Below are 20,497 nucleotides of genomic sequence, written 5' to 3' on the forward strand. Positions count from 1 at the left end.
CTCAAACAAGATGGGATAATTTATCGGCATACCTATTAGATGGTAACTTGCAAATAGATAATAATCTGGTGGAAAATGCAATCAGACCAGTGGCCATTGGTAGAAAGAATTATCTTTTTGCCGGATCGCACGATGCTGCTCAAAGAGCGGCTATGGCCTATACCTTTTTTACTAACTGCAAAAAGCATAACGTAAATCCTTTTGAGTGGCTAAAATATACCCTTGAGAATATCCAATCTATAAACCACAAGAATATTACAGACCTGTATCCTCACAATTACAAGCAGCTAGCGGAATCTAAACCATTGTAAAATTACGCTCCTATCATTAATCTTATTGAACTAAACAATATGTAGTTGCTCGGGTGGATACTGAAAAATAGTATATCGAGAAAAATTTTAAACCAGTAAGCAATTATCAAAAAGTTTAGTTCTTATTTTACAGCGAACTTAAGTAGCACAATTTTTAAAAACTTATATGACTTATATGTTGAAAAATAGCAAACGAGAAAAGTTTTAAACCAATAAGGAATTAAGAAAAAGTTTAGTTCCTGTTCTACGAGGAAATGAAGCGGTATTAAGCATTAAACTTATATGACTTATATGTTGAAAAATAGTATATCGAGAAAAATTTTAAACCAGTTAAGAATTAATAAAAAGTTTGATTCCTGTTTTAGAAGAAAATAATCACCCAAGATTGAAAATAAATAATAAGTAAGGTGCGGCAACTATTCGTGTTAGCCAAATTTAAAAAATTGATTGTTAGCCATGGCTTCTTGTAATGGCATGATGTCTTTGATTAGTACTTTTTGTTCAAAGGCTGTAATGTGATTGTTATGATGCACATCGGATCCTACATAGGAATAAAGGCCTTTTTGAAGCAACTGTTCCGCTATTTTGGCTATCCCAGCGCCATAATATCCCACGATAGACAACAGATTCAGTTGAAACAAGCAGCCGGCTCTTTTTAGTTTGACGTATTCGTTGAAGTTGTTATGGTAAAATAGGTAGCGCTCTGGATGGGCTAATACTGGAATGTAGCCTGCCACCTGTAAGTCAAAAAGGATGTCGTATAATTGAATAGGGGCGTTGATATACGACATTTCGACTAGTACATAATTGTCTTTCAAGGTCAATAAGTCCTTGGATTGAAATAGCCGTACAAACTGATCGTCCATTAAATACTCGGCGGCAGCTTTGAATGGAATGGAAATATGGTTGTGTTGTAATTCAAGAACTGTCGCTGTTTTCTTGGATAGGATTTGCTCATGAGTATTATCCCAAACATGCTGGATGATGTGAGGCGTGGTTATAAATTGTGAAACACCAAAACCCTGAAGCGCAGTCGTAAGTCGAAGTGTATCTTCAAAGTTTTTTGCGCCGTCGTCTATGCCAGGCAGCAAATGGGAGTGAATGTCGATATGATCGTCTGGGATTAGATCCTTCAGTACGGGTTTTGATTTGAAAATTGAAAACATGCTACAAATGTAGAAAAAAGGAAACAGTTTTTAGGTCTAGATATGCAGTATTCTTAAAGAAAATTGCGTTTTAATTGGTCTGTATTCTAGAGTGCAAGGAGCCAATTTGTGATGTTTTGGAGCATAAATTTTCTTTTAAAACCTAAAAAAAATCTTTTTAGTATGTAATTTTTTATAAGAAATTTGCTATTTTAACTATTTTAAGCCAATTTATTGATCTCAAGCGTGAAAAAGCCTTTGTTTAGGTAAGTAGTTCATATTAGGGGTCTAAACGCAAACGGGACAGTCTTTAATAAAAGGGGGTTATTGCTGTTCAAATCAAGACTAGTATTGTATTGCTTAGTTGGAAAAATGATTTATTGTTGCCCTGTTTTAGAGGGTTTGTGGTACAAAAAAGAGAATGTACTTTGTCGCTCTTGCCGTGCCGGATGGATGCAGTTATAGTGCCTTTTTCATTTATTTTCAAGGACTGTCATTCCTACAATAGCGTAGCTTTATGTGTAGTTCTTCTAAATTTAGAGTTAAAAAGACAGTTGCTTAACATTATGTTAATTTAGCATAAAAGCATACTTAAAGGGGAATGTCTGCGAATAATGTGGTTTAACTATTAATATGGTGCATGTAAATGTTTTTTTTAATTGGTTCTGTTATAAAAAAATAAATTGTGTTAATTCTAATATATATTTGTTTCTTTAAGAAATTATTATGATTTTTGTGAAATAACTAATTCAAAACAAATTTAATATGAGATCAAAATTCAAATGGATTTTTTCATTGCTGTTGGCCTTGTCAATGCAATTTGCATTTGCACAAGAGAGAACTATTACCGGTGTCGTAACTGATGCTTCTGGTCCTGTTCCTGGTGTAAATGTTTTAATTAAAGGTACTAAAGTAGGAGTACAAACCAATTTCGATGGTGCTTATTCAATAAAAGCGAAAACGGGAGACGTTTTGGTTTTCTCTTTCGTAGGGATGAGCCAATCGTCAAAAACAGTAGGTGCTGCAAGTACCATCAACGTATCGATGCAAGATGATGCTAAGATGTTAGCTGAGGTAGTTGTTCAAGGGTATAGAACAGTAACTAAAAAGTCAGCTGTTGTATCAGATGCGACTGTTTCTAGTAAAACAATTGAAAACAGACCTAATGCAAATGCGATTAATACACTTCAAGGTCAATTAGCGGGGGTTAATATTACTGCTACTACAGGTCAGCCAGGTGCTAAATCAACAGTTGTTATTAGAGGGGTAGGAACTATTACAGGAAACTCAGATCCATTATATGTGATTGATGGTTTTCCTTCTAACAGTGACAACTTCCGTTCTATTAACCCTAATGACATTGAGTCTACATCTGTGCTAAAAGATGCTGCAGCTGTTGCTGAGTATGGTAACAGAGGGTCAAATGGTGTTATTGTTATTAAAACTAAAAGAGGTAAGTTTGGTGAAGCAAAAACTACATTCAGAGCAAGCTCTCAGTACGGTGTTGGAGAATTGCAAAAACCAAAATACAGTTATGCTAGTTCTAAAGAGTTATTGAAAATTGAGCAAAACTTTGGTTCTGGTTTAGGGGCTACGTTAACGGATGCTCAAATCGCGGCGTATGATATTGATACGGACTGGGTTGATTATTTCTTTAATCAATCAAATACAACTTCACACAACATAGCGGTAGAAAATAGTGGTCAAAACATTACTTCTTACACGTCTTTGGGTTATTTCGAACAACAAGGTATTTTAGCAACAACAGGTTTAAAAAGATTTACATTAAGAAATAACATTAACGGTAGATCTGTAAACGAAAAGTTTAAATATCAAGTAAATACTTCATTTGGTTTTAGTAAAAACAATGAAGCGACTAGTTTAGGTGATGGTGCTATTAACAGAAATTATGTTTTAGGTGCTTTTATTTCAGCTCCTTATGTTTCTCCTAGTATTTACACAGGTCCTCAATCAGCTTTGGATTACTATAATAACACTCCAGGTTTATTGGCAACGCCAATTATGTTGGTTGATAAATTACAACAGTACAAAAATCAAACGGATGAAGTTCGTATTGATGTGGCTACAGATTTCTCGTATGATATCACTAAAGATTTAACAGTGCGCAGTAGATTAAACGGTCAATTATTAGATACTAGATTCTTTCAATCAGAGTTTCCAGATTCATTTAATGCATTGTTGTTTCAAGCTGCTGGACAAACGTTTACTGGTTTTGAGGATATTAACTCAAGAAAAGAATGGTACTTCAACAATTTATGGCAAATCAATTATGGTAAGACTCTAGGTGATCATACCTTCAATGTGAATGCTAACATGGAGTACAATCACTCTCGTATTTATGGTAACAACATCAGACAAAGAGGTTTGATTAAAGGTATTTTTGTTCCTAATACAGGAGCGGGATATGCTGGAGACACAGGTACTAATGATTTTTATGTTCCTCAAGTTTCAGCATCTAATGTTAGAAATGACTTAATTTCTTATTTTGGTTCATTTGATTATGACTTTAAGAGTAAGTATGGTATCGTAGCTTCTGTAAGAAGAGATGGATCTTCAAGATTTATCGAGTCCAAACAATGGGGTAACTTTTATTCTGTAGGGGGTAGATGGAATATCGACGAAGAGGCATTTATGGACAATGTATCTTTTATAGATGTATTAAAATTAAGAGGATCTTATGGTACAGTAGGTAATCAGAGAATCGTTCCAGGAACTGTTTTTGCAGGAATTCAACCACCTCGTTTTGCTGATATTTACAGTGTAGCAAACAACACCTACAACGGTGGAACTGGTTATGGAATTAGCTTTGGTTTTCCTGAATTGCAGTGGGAGACTACTACGCAGTGGAATGCTGGTTTAGATTTTGAAATGTTTAGAGGAAGACTTAGAGGAGCTTTTGATTATTACAATAGAGCAACTTCTCAATTGTTTTTAGAGAACCCAGTGACATCTACTTCAGGAACTTCAACTTTGACTCAAAATGCTGATGTAACGGTAACGAACAGAGGACTAGAGTTAAATTTAGGGTATGATATCATTAAAAATCAAGAAAAAGAAATCACATTAACAATTAGAGCTAACGGTTCACTAAATAACAATATCGTTAGTAAAATTGAGAATGCTACAGGACAAATATTTTTACCAGGTGGTCTTTTTGTAAGCGAAAATGGTGGTGGTATTAACGAACCATTTGTGTATCATTACTTAGGAGTTAATCCAGTAAACGGAAACTTATTATTTGAGGATGCAGCTGGTAATCCAACTGAAAATCCTGTTCAAGCAGATAAAAGAAGAGCAGGTGTGAATAATTTACCTAAGTATCAAGGTGGTTTTGGTTTTGATTTTAGTATAAAAGGCTTTTATGCTTCCACTTTATTTACTTTCGCTTATGATGTAGCTAGATTCGATTACGATTTAGATAACTTGTATTCAGTAGGTAATATTGGACAGTTTACAGTTACTGATGACTTGTTAAATGCCTGGACTTCAACTAATACTAACACTGATGTTCCTTCATTGAACGCAGGAAATTTAGGATTGAGTGATGAATCAGATCGTTTCCTTAAAGATGCTTCTTATATTCGTATGAGAAACGTTCAAGTAGGTTATAATGTGCCTCAAAAGTTTTTAAAGAATACTTTTATGACAGCAGTGTCATTCTCTTTACAAGGAGAAAATTTATTAACTTTTTCTAAATGGAAAGGTTTTGATGTTGAAAGTAGTAGAACTAACGATGTATATCAATACCCAACACCAAGGTTGTACACGTTTGGTGTAGATGTTAAATTTTAATTAGAAAAATTATGAAGAAAATATTTGGAATATTAATTGTATCGTTTGCACTTTTTGTTTCGTGTACAAATGATTTGTTGGAGCCTTTTACTCCTGGTTCTCTTACTGAGGATATCGCTGTAAACAAAAGTAGTGATTTAGTTAGGTTAGTAAATGCATCTATGAATATCCTTACTAATAGAGCAGATTATGTATTTAGCTCGATATTTACTGATGAAGCTGCTCCTGGTTCAAACAATGGTGGTCAAGGAATTACTACCGATTATGTTTTTTTAATGAACGTTTCGAATGGTTCCGCTGCGGCGATATGGCAATCGCAATATTTTGCATTAGCCAGAATTAACCGTGTTGTTACTTTTGCTGATCAGGTTGTTGCCACATCTCCTGCAGATCAGCAACTGATTAACAGATCAAAAGCAGAGGCTTTAGTTTTAAGAGCTTTAGCTCACTTAAAGATTATGTCTTATTTTTCTACTAATCCTAAAGATGATGCTGCATTAGCTGGAGTATTAGCAGATAGAATTATACTTACTACAGAAAAACCGCTAAGAGTTTCAAATGGCGTGTTTTATACTGCTATCCACAAAGATTTAAATGACGCTATAGCTATTTTTGATGCTAATACGGCTCCTGCTTATGCAGGAATAATTAAAACGTATTATCCTTCTAAAGCTTTAGCTCAAGCGCTTAAAGCACGTGCTTATGCACTTAAAGGGGATTATCCTAATGCGGAAATTTTTGCTAATACCGTGATAAACACATCTGGAATTACTTTAGCGAATACGCAAGCGCAATACAATGCTGTTTTTCATACGCATAGTGAGAGTGCTAATACAGAAGTTATTTTTAGATTGAGAAGAACGGTTCAACAAAATGTGCAAACGACTAACCTAAACAACGGTTGGGTTTCTGTTGCAAATAGAAGAAATGGTTCGCCATTTTATGAAGTAAGCAGAGCTTTGTATAACAAACTTGCTGCAGTGCCAAATGACTTTAGACTAAACACTATCGTACATTTGACTGGTACTAGTCCATCAGTTATTGATCCAAACTATGCTACTGCAACGGATGTTAGAAACTCTGATATTATTGTTTTGCAAAAACATGGTGGTCAATCTGCTGTTACAGCAACCAATGGTTTCAATCCTGATTTTATGGTCTCTAGACTTTCTGAAATGTATTTCATTAGAGCTGAGGCAAGAGCTGCAGCTAGTGATTTAGTTGGTGTTGGTACAAATTTGAAAGCAATATTAGATGCTCGTTTCCCAACAGCTCAACTTGCTCCAGTATTTGCTAATCCACAAGCAGCTTGGAAAGGAATCTTAGACGAAAGAAGAAAAGAATTGTCTTTTGAAGGATTTAGATTTATCGATTTAAAACGTATTGGTACGTTGGCGGGTGCAACTTTAGACAGAGATCCTTCTGAGTACGCTTCAAGCGCATGGAGTTTCCCTGCTGCTAACCCAACTAACTTGCCTTTAAGTAGTTTCAAATTTGCTTTGCCAATTCCACAAGTGGAGATTACTGGTAATGCTTTAATTCAACAAAACCCTGGTTACTAATTATAAGTACATGTCCTTACGGACACTGCTGATTATTTAATCATAATATTTTAAAAAGGTTGCAAGATTTATTTCTTGCAACTTTTTTTTTGCTTTAAGTCCAAATTTGAAGCAGTTAGCTTAATGTAAAATAGTATCAAAATTGAAAGTTGGAAAACTTAGTATGGGATGTATATAGCAGCAATACTTCATAAGTTGCTTTTCCCGCATACTTAAATAATGAGTTGGATTATTGTTAAGTTTAAATTTTTATTTAGTTATTTAACTACCTTTGCTTTTTTGTACTTTTATGTTGGTATGAAATCCAAATTAATACCTGCAGTCTAACGTAATTCTATTTTCTGCTCCAAAATTAATTCCTGTATTCTTTATTTATGAAAAAAGCGGTATTATTATTTTTATTAGTAACAAACGTATGTATTGCTCAAGATTTAGGTCAGCAAAAGCGAATTAAAGATACAACAGCAGCTAAAATTGCCACCATCGATTTGTATCAGGTGATTACAATCGAAAATGATACGACCTATATTGATACGTCACTGACGATTCAAAAAGAGTACAGTCATAATTATTTACGAAAGGATATTTTTGGATTGTTGCCGTTTGCTAATGACGGTCAAACCTATAATACGTTGCAATACAGCTTAACGGATTTTTCTCCGTATCCTGAATTTGGCTTTAAAGCCAAACATTTTAATTTTTTAGAAGCCAACCAAATTAGGTATTATTCTGTGGCGACTCCCGTAACCGAATTGTATTTTAAAACTACAATCAAAAAAGGACAATCTGTTGATGCTTTTATTACCCTAAATACTTCTGAAAATTTAAATTTTTCAATAGCTTATAAAGGATTGCGATCTGAAGGGGAGTATCTCAATCAATTGTCTAGTACTGGAAATTTTAGATTTACGACTAATTACAATACAAAGAACAAACGTTATTTTGCCAAAGCGCATTATACCTTTCAAGACATTCTCAATGAAGAAAACGGCGGAATTACTACCATCGAGAATTTTGAGAGTGAAGACCCAAACTACAATAACCGACAGCGATTTGAAGTGTATTTTAATGATGCTAAATCATTTTTAAAAGGCAAGCGCATTTTTTTAGATCATAATTTTAGAGTCAACCCAAATAAAGGAGCAAATAATCTTTATGTGACGCATCAATTTAATTACGAAAATAAGTTTTTCGAATACAATCAAGCCACATTGCTTTCTACGGTGGGTTCAGAGCAGGTGAATCGTTTTGGAGATTCTTTTCTGGATAGTGGTATTAATGATCAAACGCGTTATAATAAAATGTACAATAAAGTAGGGTTGATTTATGAGAACACTACTTTGGGAAATTTTCAATTTTTTGTTGATGATTTCAGGTCTAATTATTACTACAATCGGATTTTGGTGTTTGATAATCAAAACACGATTCCTAGTGCATTCAGTCAGCAAATCAACAGCGCTGGTGGACAATATGAATACCGACGCGATCAGTGGAAAGGTAAATTTTTATATTCCCGATCGGTAACGGCACAGTCGCTGTCTAATTTGGATGCGAAGTTGCAATACGACGTAAATGACGAAATTCAGCTGGTTTTTCAATATCAGAATATAAACAAATTACCCAATAATAATTATAATTTGCATCAAAGTAGTTACGTACAGTACAATTGGTCCAATGAGTTTAAGAATGAAAAAATTAATACCATAAAAGCCAATGCAATTTCGCCGTGGATAAATGCAGAACTACAGTTTTCAGTTTTGAATGATCATTTGTATTTTACAGATGCGTCGAGTGCCCAGCAGAAAGCCGCAAAAACGCAAATCGTAGCTCCTGCACAATACGCTGGGACGATCAATTATTTGTCGGTTAAAATCAGTAGAGAATTAAAATTCGGGAACTTTGCTTTGGATAATACCATTCTCTATCAAAAAACAGAACAGCAGGACGCTATATTAAATGTTCCAGCAATTGTGACGCGCAATACATTTTACTTTTCGGATTTTATATTTAAAAAAGCCTTGTTTCTGCAAACAGGTATTTCTTTAAATTACTTTTCTAATTATTATGCGAATGAATACAATCCTGTGATAGGAGAGTTTTTTGTTCAAAAAGACAAACAAATTGGCAACCATCCCAATCTTGACTTTTTTATAAACGCAAAAATCCAAAGAACAAGAATCTATTTTAAAGCGGAACATTTTAATTCGGCGCTCACTGGGAATAATTTTTATGCTTCACCTAACAATCCATCCAGAGATTTTACCATTCGATTTGGGTTGATTTGGAACTTCTTTAATTAAAAAATCAGTATAGGAATACGTTCTAGAATATTCTTTCTCAGAATTTTTTAGGATGAGTCACCATTGTGGTTTCAGGAGCTAAAGCAAGCAAGTAAAGGACGATGCTCTAAATGAAATTCATTTCATTAGGGTTAACTAAAAGAGGTAGTGAAGGAATTTTTGTTCCTAAATTCCACAACGAAGATTATTTTGTAACAAAATACTATCTTTGCACCATTATTTACAACAAATTACAATCTTAAATTTACGATACAATGCGTTACGCAGAAAATATATTAGGTACAATAGGCAACACACCATTAGTTAAACTAAATAGAGTAACCGCTGAAGTGGATGCTCTGGTACTTGCAAAAGTGGAAACATTCAATCCAGGGAATTCTGTCAAAGACAGAATGGCTGTAAAAATGATTGCCGATGCGGAAGCTGATGGAAGATTAAAACCTGGCGGAACCATCATTGAAGGAACTTCAGGAAATACAGGGATGGGATTGGCTTTAGTGGCCATCATCAAGGGATACAAGCTGATTTGTGTGATATCAGACAAACAGTCTAAAGAAAAAATGGACATTCTTCGTGCCGTAGGAGCAAAAGTAGTAGTGTGCCCTACGGATGTCGAACCTACGGACCCAAGATCTTATTATTCAGTTTCGAAAAGACTGGCTGAAGAGACGCCTAATTCGTGGTATGTGAATCAATACGACAATCCATCCAATGCAATAGCACATTACGAGCAGACAGGTCCGGAGATCTGGGAGCAAACAGAAGGTAAAATTACACACTTTGTTGTAGGTGTAGGAACTGGTGGTACGATTTCTGGAGTAGCAAAATACCTAAAAGAACGCAATCCAAATATTAAAATATGGGGAATTGATACGTATGGTTCTGTGTTTAAAAAATACCACGAAACTGGGATTTTTGACGAAAACGAAATCTATTCCTATATAACCGAAGGAATTGGAGAAGATATTCTTCCCAAAAATGTGGATTTCTCTATAATAGATGGGTTTACAAAAGTAACGGACAAAGATGCCGCAGTATACACACGTAAAATTGCTTTGGAAGAAGGGATTTTTGTAGGTAATTCAGCAGGCGCAGCGGTAAAAGGGTTGTTGCAGCTCAAAGAACATTTCAAACCAGAGGATGTAGTTGTGGTTCTTTTCCATGATTCAGGAAGTCGTTATGTAGGTAAAATGTTCAATGACGATTGGATGCGCGAACGTGGTTTTCTAGAGGAGGAAATTACAAAAGCAGAAGATGTCATCAAGGACCATATCGATAAACCATTAATTGTTGTGCGTACCGAAGAATTAGTCTCACATGCTATTGAACGCATGCGTAAATATAAAATTTCACAAATTCCGGTCATCGATAGCAATGGATTTGTTGGCTCTGTGGACGAAAGTGATTTGTTTCAAAGTTATGTTGCGGATAAAGATGTGGCCGATAAACCTATTAAAGAAATTATGGGAAGACCTTTTCCAATTGTTAAACAAGGAACCCCAATAGAAGAGGTTTCTAAATTGTTTACCAAAGAAAATGATGCAGTTTTAATAGAATTGCAAAATGGTAATCACCATATTATTACCAAATATGATATTATTGGTTCGATAAAATAAGATTTTTTTTTTGCCATAAATTAGACCAATCAGCACAAATTGATTTTGTGTTAGTTCTTCTAATTTGTGGCTTTTTTTTAAATTATAATGAAACCAATATTTAAATCATAGCCCAAAACCGATACCAGATAACGCATACCAGATAACTCATAACAGATAACTCATAACAGATAACCGATAACGCATAACCGATAACAGATAACTCATAACCGATAACCGATAACCCAAAACCTAAAACCCCGAAAATGACATTCACCGCTATAGATTTTGAGACTGCCACCGCTTATCATCCATGTTCCGTGGGAATTGTTACTGTAGAAAACGGAATAATTGTGGATGAGTTTGTAACCTTGATCAAACCACCAAATAACCTGTATTCTCCCTTTACAATACAAGTTCATGGAATTTATCCGCGCGATACACTTCATGCAAAATCATTTATACAGGTTTACCCGGAAATTAAAAAGCGGCTACAAAACAGAGTGGTAGTGGCGCACAATGAAAGTTTTGACCGTAATGTTTTAGCGAAATCAATGCTGCTCTATGGTTTGGATTATGCTGATCTAAATCTCGCAGCCCGATGGGAATGTACCGTAAAAATCTATAAAAGCAAAGGATTAAAACCAACCAAATTGAGTGATTGTTGCCGCGAAATGAACATCGTTTTGAATCATCACGAAGCTTTGTCAGATGCTAGGGCTTGCGCCAAATTGTATCTGCTGCGATAAACTTATTTAGATTTCAATTGAATGTTTTTTAAAGTAAGACTTCTTGTATAATTTACTATCTTAGTTATCCTTTAATGATGAAATGTGAAATCCTCAATTTCGTCTTTCGCTCTTTTTAATAGAGCGGGTTGGGTTGAGGAGTGTCTAAAATCTAAAAAATGAAAGAAGATTTTCTCCATTACCTTTGGAAATTCAAAAAGTTTGATGCTTTGAATTTGAGAACTTTCAATGATGAAGAAATCACAATTATCAATGTCGGTCAGTATGTTGAATTGGCTGGTCCTGATTTTTTCAATGCTCAAATTACTATTGGAAATCAAAAGTGGGCTGGAAACGTTGAAATTCATCTTAAATCTTCAGACTGGTATGTGCATCATCATGAAATAGACTCAGCGTATGAAAATGTAATTCTTCATGTGGTTTGGGAACACGACACTGAGATTTATAGAAGCAATAATATTGAAATTCCCGTCTTGGAACTTAAAAAACATGTTGATCCAGCAACCATCCAAAACTATCAATCTTTAATGGCTCCTAAATCATGGATTTTCTGTGAAAAGCAAATTAAAGAGGTCGATGAATTTATTTTTAAAAATTGGCAGGAACGGTTGTTTTTTGAACGTTTAGAAAGAAAATCTAAGCCTATTTTTGATTTGTTAGAGGAGACCAGTCAAGATTGGGAAGCTGTTTTGTTTAGTCTTTTGGCTAGGAATTTTGGTTTGAATGCCAATGGAGACGCGTTCTTTAAAATGGCCCAATCCATTCCTTTTTCTATAATCCGAAAAGAAAGTTTTGAAGTTGAGAATCTAGAAGCATTATTTTTTGGATTAGCTGGATTATTGGATTCTGAAAAAGAAGACAATTATTATAAGGATTTAAAATTCAGGTATTTTTATTTGTTGCATAAGTATCAATTAGAGCATTTAATGGCAGATCAAGTTCAGTTTTTTAAGCATCGACCGGATAATTTTCCAACAATTCGTTTGTCTCAGTTGGCTAATTTATATCACACACATCAGAATTTATTTTCTAAAATAAGTACTTTGAATTCCTTGAAAAATAATGTTCAAGTTTTTCAAATTGGGGTTTCTCCTTATTGGGAAAATCATTATCAGTTTGACAAAGAAAGTCCCATTAAAAAGAAAATGCTTTCTAAATCTTTCGTCGATTTGTTGTTGGTGAATACAATAATTCCGCTGCAGTTTGCTTTTGCCAAAAGTCAGGGAAAAGAAATTACGGAAGACTTGATACATTTATTAAACGGCTTGAATCCTGAGAAAAATGCTATCATTGATAAGTTTACTTCGTTTGGTATCGTTTCAAAAAATGCTTTTGACACACAATCGTTGCTGCAACTCAAAAAGGAGTATTGTAATAAAAGCAGATGCTTAGAATGTGCTTTGGGATTGGAATTAGTCAAAAGTAAGGTGTAAAGGTCTCCATTGGAAATTGCAATGATTAATACCTAAACCGATAGGTAAATTTTGTAATTTTGTTGCAACAAACAACTCAAGAAAATGTCAGCAATTATTAAGCTCAAGTTCTTTTTTGAAAAGCATGGCTTTCACGTTTCCTCCCGTTTAGCAGATACATTAGGAATGCGTGCCAGTAGTGTGCGGCTTTTTTTTATTTATTTATCATTCGTAACTGCAGGATTGTGGTTTGCGGTTTATTTAACCTTAGCTTTTTGGATTCGGTTAAAGGATTTAATCCGCGCTAAACGTACGTCAGTTTTTGATTTGTAAGAAGGTATAAAAATATAAAGGGGATTATAAAGTACTTGCACTTTATAATCCCCTTTTTTATTTTTGTGGTAAATCTATTTATCAGGATTGTTTAATTTACTGTTTTTCTTTCCGTAAACAAAGTACAGTGCAACACCCAGTGCCATCCATATAATCAATCGAATCCAACTTTCATACGGTAGCGAGTACATCAAGTAACTACAAACTAAAACTCCAGCAATAGGAACGTAAGGAACGAATGGGGTTTTAAAAGATCGTGGTGCATCCGGCATTTTTTTACGCATCACTAATACGCCGATACAAACTAGTACAAAGGCTAACAAGGTTCCAATACTAACCATGTGACCCAAATCACTTACCGGTACGAAACCTGCAAAAAGGCTCACAAATACCATGAAGAAAAGATTTGTTTTCCAAGGAGTTCTAAATTTTGAATGAATATCGCTGAAAAAAGCAGGAAGTAATCCATCTTTACTCATCGTATAGAAAACGCGACTTTGTCCCATTAGCATCACCAACATTACCGAGGTGTATCCTGCTAAAATAGCGACAATTAATCCCGTTTGAAGGAACGTATAGCCCGTTACTGCAAATGCTGTTGCAGCTGGTTTTGCATCGCCTGCAAATTCATAATACGGTACAAGACCCGTCATAACATGAGCAAATAATACATACAATATAGTACAAATTACCAAGGATCCTAAAATACCAATTGGCATTCCTTTTTGAGGATTTTTTGCTTCTTGTGCAGCAGTTGAAACAGCATCAAAACCAATGAAGGCAAAGAAAACAGTTCCGGCTCCAGCAGCTATTCCTGACCAACCAAACTGACCTTTGACACCAATGTTTTCTGGAATATATGGGGAGTAATTTGCAGGATCGATATAGTCCCATCCTAAAACAATAAACATGATTACAACAATAACCTTTACTACTACTAAAATATTATTGATTGAGGCAGATTCTTTAGTTCCTCTAATTAATAATAATGACAGTGCAGAAACGATTAAAATAGCAGGAAGGTTAATATAACCTCCTTGGATAACGGTACCGTCACCTAATGTTAAGGTTTCCCAGGGAGAACATATAAATTTTGGATTCAGATGAATGCCGTACTTATTTAATAATTCCAGTAAATATCGAGACCAGCTAACTCCAACGGTAGCGGCACCTAATGCGTATTCAAGAACTAAATCCCATCCTATAATCCAAGCCATAAATTCTCCCATGGTGGCGTAGGAATAAGTATAAGCACTACCTGCCACAGGTATCATAGAGGCAAATTCAGCATAGCAAAGTCCTGCAAAGGCGCATCCTACTGCAGCTAAGATAAAAGAAAGGGTAACTGCAGGACCTGCGTGTTCCGCAGCAGCAATACCAGTTAATGAGAATAATCCAGCTCCAATAATAGCTCCAACTCCAAGTGCTACTAATGAACGTGATGACAAAGTCCTTTTTAATCCTTTTTCGGATTCTGACGCTTCATTAAGCAAGACCGAAAGGGGTTTAGTTTTCCAAATTGACATGGGTTATATGGTTTTGTTTGTTATTAAGCTCCAAATGTATTCTTTTTTATAAAAAATAAAAAACAATAATTTAGTTTTAAGTTATAAATTACAATTTAATATGCTTTACCGGAATTAAATCTTTTGAAAACCTGATGTATTGGGCGTTATCAACGTGTTATTTTTTTTAAAAATATTTAACTTCACAATGTAACAGGTCTTACTTTTATTTATAAATTTAGATTTCCTTTATTATTAGGTAAATACAATCGCATCAAATGAGTTTTAAAACGATTCACACTTATTTTAAGTTTTCTAAAGAGCAACGCATAGGGATCTTCTGTTTGTTTGTACTTATCATTTCTTTGCAACTCGTCTATTATTTTGTGGATTTTACCCGAGTAACAAAAGAGGATCCAGCGAAACAAAAATGGCTTTCGCTTCAATCTGGATTAGATTCCATGAAAAGGAGTAGCGAAATTAGGACGCCAAAAATATATCTTTTTAATCCCAATTTCATAACGGACTATAAAGGGTATAAATTGGGAATGTCCATAAAGGAGATTGATCGATTGGTAGCCTTTAGAAAAAAAAATAAATTTGTAAACTCTGCTGAAGAATTTCAGGGTATTACTAAAGTGTCGGATGCTCTATTGCATGAGATTGCACCATTTTTTAAATTTCCGGATTGGGTAAACACTAAAAAAGAGTCTAATAAATTTAAAAAGTATACCAATTCGGCTTTTGCCCAAAAAGAAAAAATAGTAGTTATAGACATGAATCGGGCAACAAAAGAGGATCTGATTAAAATTTATGGTATCGGCGAAGCGATTTCCCTTCGAATTTTAAAACAAAAAGAAGCTTTAGGAGGGTTTGTGTCCATGGAACAAATGCAGGATGTGTGGGGGTTGTCGTCAGAAGTGATCGAAAATTTGAACGCTCATTTTAAGGTCATAACGGTGCCGGAATTTAAGAAAATTGATATCAATAACGCGTCCTTAAAAGAGCTTTCTCAGTTTTATTATTTCAGATATGCCTTGGCAAAAGAAATTGTGACCTACAGAAGCATGAAAGGAGATTTTAACAATATTGAGGATTTAACAAAAATTAAGGGATTTCCTGTTGATAAAGCAAAAATAATTGACTTATATTTGGACTTTGATTAAAAGTCTATAATTTGCTGCTCTAAAATAGTGTAATTTACTGCAAAACGCTTGTTTTGTACTATAATTCTTTTTTAAGGTACAGCTTGATGGCTTTATTCAAAAAATCTTAAATCTGAAACGCGAAGCTGCTGCTTTTGGTTTCAATTACATCAATTTGTTAAAAATAATAATAGTTATATGAATTCAAGTTATTTCACAGAAGAACACCAATTATTTAGAGAAAGTTTAAAAGGTTTTTTACAAAAAGAAGTGGTGCCTCATATTGAAAAATGGGAGAAAACCGGGTCAATTGAGCGATTTATATGGAAAAAGTTTGGGGATATGGGCTTTTTTGGAATCGGGTATCCAGAGGCTTATGGCGGATTGAATTTAGATTTATTTTACACCGTTATTTTTCTAGAAGAACTTCAAAAAATTAAATCATCTGGTTTTGCTGCTGCTATGTGGGCTCACTCTTATTTAGCCATGACGCATTTGAATGCAGAAGGAGACGAAAGAATAAAGCAAGATTATTTAGCGCCAAGTATTGCTGGTGATAAAATAGGCGCTTTGTGCATAACAGAACCTTTTGGTGGTAGTGATGTTGCAGGTATGCGCACTACTGCAGTAAAAAAGGGAGACAAATACATTATTAACGGGTCTAAAACATTCATTACCAATGGTATTTATGCTGATTATTATATAGTCGCTGCAAAAACAAGTCCTGAGCTGGGGAATAAAGGGATTAGTATCTTTTTAATGGATACGAATTTGAAAGGAGTTTCAGCTGTAAAACTTGATAAATTAGGATGGAGAGCTTCTGATACGGCCGAAATTGCATTCGATAATGTGGAGATTCCTGTCGAGAATTTGATGGGAGAGGAAGGAAAGGGATTTCCTTATATTATGCAACATTTTGCTTTAGAGCGCTTGATTATGGCTATAAACGGTCACGCGAGAGCGGAATATGCAATTGATTATACCATAGAGTACATGTCGCAACGCGAGGCTTTTGGAAAAAAAATAAATAAATTTCAAGCATTGAGACATACGTTAGTAGAGCATGCAACAGAGGTAGAGCATTGTAAAATATTTAATTATGCAGCCGTAGCGCGATTAGACAAAGGAGAATATGTAGTTAAGGAAGCTACTATGGCTAAATTAAAATCTACCAAAGTTGCGGATGAAACAATTTATAGTTGTTTGCAAATGCTGGGAGGTTATGGCTACATGGAAGAATATCCTTTAGCACGTTTGTTTAGAGACAGTCGTTTAGGGCCAATAGGAGGTGGGACTTCTGAGATTCTTAAGGAGATTTTGTCAAAAATGATAATTGATAAGCAAGATTATAAGCCAGCGGTGAAATAGTAACTGACTTATAGTTAATTCAGATATGAGCTAGCAAGTGTTAAAGATTTTTAAAATTATGTCCTATTGTAATAGGGATAAGTGAAATGTAAAACATAGTGACTGCTAGAAAGTAATTGAATTAGTAAACATATTTAAAATTATAAAAAAGCGATAATCAAGTACGGTTATCGCTTTTTTCATTTATGCCTTCTTGTATTATTTCTTGAACAATCTCATGTTCTCCTTCCTCGAGGTTTTCTGTTAAATGCTCTTGTTTTGCAGTTTTCTTGTTGATGAAAAATTTTGCATATATAGGAAAATGATCAGATCCAAAATGTTCTAAGCTTTTTAATTCCTCAATAAATACATCTGCTGTATGAAACATCAAGTCAATAGGAAATCTTAAAAACCAATATTTGGTATGAAAACTTGAAATAAATCCTCTGCCAATTCTTCCGTCTATTGTTCCGCTGGTTTTTCTAAATAAAATTGAGGATTTGGCCCAGGCCACATTGTTGAAGTCTCCAAGTATTACGCAGGTGTCGGAGTTTTTTTTATTTTTTTTGCGATACTTAAAAGCTCTCCATCACGCTCTTTGGAATTTTCTTCCTCTGTAGGGCTTGGTGGCGGATGTACCGCAAAGAAAGTAAATTCAAAATTGTCAGGAGTGCTAATTTTGGCCTCAATGCTGGGCAGATCATCCGCTACAAAATGATGAACACGATGCTTTATTATCTTAAATTTAGAATATAAATGCATGCCGTAGGTGTTGTTTAAGGCTACTTTAACGCTGTGTTTGTAGTCGTCTTCCAAAACAGAGAGTGCCTTTTCCCAATTTTCATCAGATTCCATTGTTAAAAAAATATCTGGATTGTATTTAGCAATCAGAGCTATAAATTTTTCGTGTTCTTTATTTTCTTGAAATACATTTGCCGAAAGGACCGTAATTTTTTCTGAAGAAGTATCGCAAGGTTCTTTTTGTATGGACTTGTAAAAAGAAGTGTATTTATATAGCGCTACTGTGTGACTTACGATGCTTAACAGTGTCAATAACTGAAGAATACACAACCAAAAATAAGATTCGTCTATTAAGATAAAGCTGAGGACTAAAGCCGTAATTTGTAAAATAAATATTTGAATTTTACCAAATTCAAATACTCTATAGAACCAATGTGTCAGCGGCGTATAAGGTAATATACTTGCTAAAAGTAGTAAAATAGAAATTGCGATAAACCACATAAATATTATTTTAGTTCGTAAAAATAAATAAAATTATGCAATTACTTGTTAATTCATATTATTATCCTACTTTTGCAGACTAAAGAAAGGGGGTGTCTATATTATGTTAATTATACCAATTAAAGACGGAGAAAATATCGATAGAGCGTTAAAACGCTACAAAAGAAAATTTGATAAAACAGGAACTGTTCGTCAACTAAGAGCACGTACTGCTTTTATTAAGCCTTCAGTAACGAATAGAATCAAAATTCAAAAAGCGGCTTATATCCAAAATATGAGAGATAACTTAGAGAGTTAGTCGATTCCATTAAATTAAAATACCGTTAGTCATCAAAATTTTATAACTTTGATGCTAACGGTTTTTTTATGTCTACAAATAAAGATGCATTTCGGGATTACCTCCAGTTGGAGAAGAAATACTCTACACATACCGTCACGGCTTACTGTGATGACCTCGCTTCTTTTGAAGCATTTCATAAAACGCATTTTGATCAAGAAGAAATAGATCAGGTGGGCTACGGCCAAATTAGAAATTGGATTGTAGTATTGGTTAATAGTGCTGTATCTAATGTTTCAGTGAATAGAAAGATGGCTTCTTTGAAAGCTTTTTACAAATTTCTAGTAAAGACAAAGCAAATAGAGACTAGTCCAATGTTGAGGCACAAGGCGCTTAAGGTTCCAAAAATAATACAAATCCCTTTTTCTGAAAAGGAAGTGACCGAGGTTTTGAATCAGTTGCAAACGACGGTTGGTTTTGAGGACATCAGAAATAAGCTAATCATTGATTTGCTCTACACAACAGGGATGCGTCGAGCGGAATTAATTCATCTTAAAATGGCAAATGTTGACTTAGCAAATCGTGTAGTCAAAGTGGTTGGGAAGCGAAACAAAGAACGAATTATTCCTATTTTGCCGGTGATAGCAGGTCAATTTAATTGGTATCTGAAAGAACGTACTTCGGTATTGGTGGGTGTTGATGAGGATTATTTTTTTCTCACTAAAAAAGGGTTAAAATTAAATGATTCCTTTGTGTATCGTCTAATTAATTCTTACTTTAGTATTGTCTCTGAAAAAGTAAAAAAAAGTCCACATATATTGCGACATACTTTTGCTACGCATTTATTAAACAATGGAGCAGATTTGAATTCAGTGAAAGAATTATTAGGACATTCTAGTCTGGCGTCTACGCAGATTTATACCCATAATAGTCTTTCAGAGCTTAAAAGTGTATACAAAGAGGCCCACCCTCGCGGGAGGAAGTGATTTTTCAAATGTTTAACAATTAAAAAAGATGATTATGAAGGTAAGTGTTCATGCAGTTAACTTTGCTGTTGACAAAAAGCTAGTAGATTTTGTTCAAGAACGATTGGACAAGTTGGAGAAGTATTACGATAAAGTCGTGTCTGCAGATGTTTTTTTAAAAGTTGAAAAGACAAGTGATAAAGAAAATAAAATTGCAGAGATAAAAATTAACGTTCCTGGAGACGATTTTTTAGTTAAAAAACAATGTAAAACATTTGAAGAGGCAGTAGAACTCTCTTCAGAATCACTAGAGCGGTTGCTGGTAAAAAGAAAAGAAAAAATAAGTTCGCATATTTAATATAAATTTTTTTAAAAAATGTTTTGATTGAGAGATAAAATCTATACATTTGCAGTCCGTTAGAAATAGCGGACTTTTTTTATTGATTCGCCAGCGTAGCTCAGTTGGCTAGAGCAGCTGATTTGTAATCAGCAGGTCGTGGGTTCGAGTCCCTCCGCCGGCTCAAGAAAGAGGAAGGTTGTAGTGCTTCGCAGGGTGTTGCTTTGAATCTATAAAGAGGAGAGGGTAATTCCGGGTGAGGTCAAGGAGAAATCCTTCGCTGAATCTAGACTGTAAGAGTTTGATAATAAAAAGAGTAGGGGAGATACTCAAGCGGCCAACGAGGGCAGACTGTAAATCTGCTGTGTAAACTTCGCAGGTTCGAATCCTGCTCTCCCCACCAAAAGAATTTAGATTTTAGAATTTAGATGCCAGGACTGTAAAGTTCTACTATCGAAG

At 34.6% G+C, this 20,497-nt stretch carries 15 protein-coding genes, 2 tRNA genes and 1 pseudogene; 15 read left to right on the top strand and 3 right to left on the bottom strand.

What is annotated here, in order from left to right:
• The coding region (locus tag BUC11_RS12885; protein WP_139259498.1) for an IS66 family transposase at nucleotides 1-311 on the top strand (311 nt) is incomplete at its 5' end.
• Between the two features lie 425 nt (nucleotides 312-736).
• On the opposite strand, the gene BUC11_RS12890 is transcribed toward BUC11_RS12885, so the two are convergent.
• The gene (locus BUC11_RS12890) at nucleotides 737-1,477 is read right to left on the bottom strand and encodes a tyrosine-protein phosphatase (protein WP_073354685.1); all 741 of its coding nucleotides are present in this window, start codon (nucleotides 1,475-1,477) and stop codon (nucleotides 737-739) included.
• Nucleotides 1,478-2,221: 744 nt separating this feature from the next.
• Between BUC11_RS12890 and BUC11_RS12895 the strand changes: the two genes are divergently transcribed.
• The 7 genes from BUC11_RS12895 to BUC11_RS12925 all read left to right on the top strand — a co-directional run bounded on the left by BUC11_RS12895 (nucleotide 2,222) and on the right by BUC11_RS12925 (nucleotide 13,220).
• Nucleotides 2,222-5,269, top strand: coding sequence for a SusC/RagA family TonB-linked outer membrane protein (locus BUC11_RS12895; protein WP_073354687.1), 3,048 nt, complete (start codon nucleotides 2,222-2,224; stop codon nucleotides 5,267-5,269).
• An 11-nt stretch (nucleotides 5,270-5,280) separates the two neighbouring features.
• Nucleotides 5,281-6,831, top strand: coding sequence for a RagB/SusD family nutrient uptake outer membrane protein (locus BUC11_RS12900; RefSeq protein WP_073354689.1), 1,551 nt, complete (start codon nucleotides 5,281-5,283; stop codon nucleotides 6,829-6,831).
• 374 nt (nucleotides 6,832-7,205) lie between these two features.
• Nucleotides 7,206-9,131, top strand: a complete 1,926-nt coding sequence (locus BUC11_RS12905; protein WP_073354693.1) for a putative porin — start codon at nucleotides 7,206-7,208, stop codon at nucleotides 9,129-9,131.
• A 254-nt stretch (nucleotides 9,132-9,385) separates the two neighbouring features.
• Entirely contained in the window at nucleotides 9,386-10,747 is a 1,362-nt protein-coding gene (locus tag BUC11_RS12910) for a pyridoxal-phosphate dependent enzyme (protein WP_073354695.1), read from the top strand.
• A 245-nt stretch (nucleotides 10,748-10,992) separates the two neighbouring features.
• On the top strand, nucleotides 10,993-11,475 hold the full coding sequence (locus BUC11_RS12915) for a 3'-5' exonuclease (protein ID WP_073354696.1): 483 nt from the start codon (nucleotides 10,993-10,995) through the stop codon (nucleotides 11,473-11,475).
• Between the two features lie 158 nt (nucleotides 11,476-11,633).
• A complete protein-coding gene (locus BUC11_RS12920) occupies nucleotides 11,634-12,908 on the top strand; it encodes a DUF2851 family protein (RefSeq protein ID WP_073354698.1) in 1,275 nt (424 codons plus the stop codon).
• 84 nt (nucleotides 12,909-12,992) lie between these two features.
• Nucleotides 12,993-13,220, top strand: coding sequence for a PspC family transcriptional regulator (locus BUC11_RS12925; protein ID WP_066082307.1), 228 nt, complete (start codon nucleotides 12,993-12,995; stop codon nucleotides 13,218-13,220).
• A 74-nt stretch (nucleotides 13,221-13,294) separates the two neighbouring features.
• Here BUC11_RS12925 and BUC11_RS12930 read toward each other — a convergent pair whose 3' ends face one another.
• Entirely contained in the window at nucleotides 13,295-14,746 is a 1,452-nt protein-coding gene (locus tag BUC11_RS12930; protein ID WP_073354700.1) for an amino acid permease, read from the bottom strand.
• Nucleotides 14,747-15,003: 257 nt separating this feature from the next.
• Here BUC11_RS12930 and BUC11_RS12935 point away from each other — a divergent pair, with 257 nt between their 5' ends.
• Together BUC11_RS12935 and BUC11_RS12940 are read left to right on the top strand one after the other, a co-directional pair.
• A complete protein-coding gene (locus BUC11_RS12935) occupies nucleotides 15,004-15,891 on the top strand; it encodes a ComEA family DNA-binding protein (RefSeq protein WP_073354701.1) in 888 nt (295 codons plus the stop codon).
• 177 nt (nucleotides 15,892-16,068) lie between these two features.
• The gene (locus tag BUC11_RS12940; RefSeq protein ID WP_073354704.1) at nucleotides 16,069-17,238 is read left to right on the top strand and encodes an acyl-CoA dehydrogenase family protein; all 1,170 of its coding nucleotides are present in this window, start codon (nucleotides 16,069-16,071) and stop codon (nucleotides 17,236-17,238) included.
• A gap of 157 nt (nucleotides 17,239-17,395) precedes the next feature.
• Here the strand turns inward: BUC11_RS12940 and BUC11_RS16805 are convergent.
• Nucleotides 17,396-18,459, bottom strand: a pseudogene (locus tag BUC11_RS16805) (endonuclease/exonuclease/phosphatase family protein).
• A 103-nt stretch (nucleotides 18,460-18,562) separates the two neighbouring features.
• Between BUC11_RS16805 and rpsU the strand changes: the two are divergent.
• From rpsU to BUC11_RS12970, 5 genes are all read left to right on the top strand, one after another.
• Nucleotides 18,563-18,757 carry a 30S ribosomal protein S21 gene (gene rpsU, locus BUC11_RS12950; protein ID WP_035670421.1) on the top strand — a complete coding sequence of 65 codons (195 nt, stop codon included), beginning with the start codon at nucleotides 18,563-18,565 and terminating at the stop codon, nucleotides 18,755-18,757.
• Nucleotides 18,758-18,825: 68 nt separating this feature from the next.
• A complete protein-coding gene (locus BUC11_RS12955) occupies nucleotides 18,826-19,722 on the top strand; it encodes a tyrosine-type recombinase/integrase (protein WP_073354706.1) in 897 nt (298 codons plus the stop codon).
• Nucleotides 19,723-19,756: 34 nt separating this feature from the next.
• Nucleotides 19,757-20,059 (top strand): ribosome hibernation-promoting factor, HPF/YfiA family, encoded by a 303-nt coding sequence (hpf, locus tag BUC11_RS12960; RefSeq protein ID WP_073354720.1) that lies wholly within the window; start codon nucleotides 19,757-19,759, stop codon nucleotides 20,057-20,059.
• An 89-nt stretch (nucleotides 20,060-20,148) separates the two neighbouring features.
• Nucleotides 20,149-20,222 (top strand) — tRNA-Thr (locus tag BUC11_RS12965).
• A 135-nt stretch (nucleotides 20,223-20,357) separates the two neighbouring features.
• Nucleotides 20,358-20,441, top strand: a tRNA-Tyr gene (locus BUC11_RS12970).
• Nucleotides 20,442-20,497: the final 56 nt, after the last annotated feature.

This window comes from Flavobacterium xanthum, assembly GCF_900142695.1.
In the GTDB taxonomy this organism is placed as follows: Bacteria; Bacteroidota; Bacteroidia; order Flavobacteriales; family Flavobacteriaceae; genus Flavobacterium; species Flavobacterium xanthum.

Bases quoted from the DNA above. Each gene is read 5' to 3' on its own strand.
- BUC11_RS12890 (WP_073354685.1), bottom strand. From the start codon at position 1,477: ATGTTTTCAATTTTCAAATCAAAACCCGTACTGAAGGATCTAATCCCA.
- BUC11_RS12895 (WP_073354687.1), top strand. From the start codon at position 2,222: ATGAGATCAAAATTCAAATGGATTTTTTCATTGCTGTTGGCCTTGTCA.
- BUC11_RS12900 (WP_073354689.1), top strand. From the start codon at position 5,281: ATGAAGAAAATATTTGGAATATTAATTGTATCGTTTGCACTTTTTGTT.
- BUC11_RS12905 (WP_073354693.1), top strand. From the start codon at position 7,206: ATGAAAAAAGCGGTATTATTATTTTTATTAGTAACAAACGTATGTATT.
- BUC11_RS12910 (WP_073354695.1), top strand. From the start codon at position 9,386: ATGCGTTACGCAGAAAATATATTAGGTACAATAGGCAACACACCATTA.
- BUC11_RS12915 (WP_073354696.1), top strand. From the start codon at position 10,993: ATGACATTCACCGCTATAGATTTTGAGACTGCCACCGCTTATCATCCA.
- BUC11_RS12920 (WP_073354698.1), top strand. From the start codon at position 11,634: ATGAAAGAAGATTTTCTCCATTACCTTTGGAAATTCAAAAAGTTTGAT.
- BUC11_RS12925 (WP_066082307.1), top strand. From the start codon at position 12,993: ATGTCAGCAATTATTAAGCTCAAGTTCTTTTTTGAAAAGCATGGCTTT.
- BUC11_RS12930 (WP_073354700.1), bottom strand. From the start codon at position 14,746: ATGTCAATTTGGAAAACTAAACCCCTTTCGGTCTTGCTTAATGAAGCG.
- BUC11_RS12935 (WP_073354701.1), top strand. From the start codon at position 15,004: ATGAGTTTTAAAACGATTCACACTTATTTTAAGTTTTCTAAAGAGCAA.
- BUC11_RS12940 (WP_073354704.1), top strand. From the start codon at position 16,069: ATGAATTCAAGTTATTTCACAGAAGAACACCAATTATTTAGAGAAAGT.
- rpsU (WP_035670421.1), top strand. From the start codon at position 18,563: ATGTTAATTATACCAATTAAAGACGGAGAAAATATCGATAGAGCGTTA.
- BUC11_RS12955 (WP_073354706.1), top strand. From the start codon at position 18,826: ATGTCTACAAATAAAGATGCATTTCGGGATTACCTCCAGTTGGAGAAG.
- hpf (WP_073354720.1), top strand. From the start codon at position 19,757: ATGAAGGTAAGTGTTCATGCAGTTAACTTTGCTGTTGACAAAAAGCTA.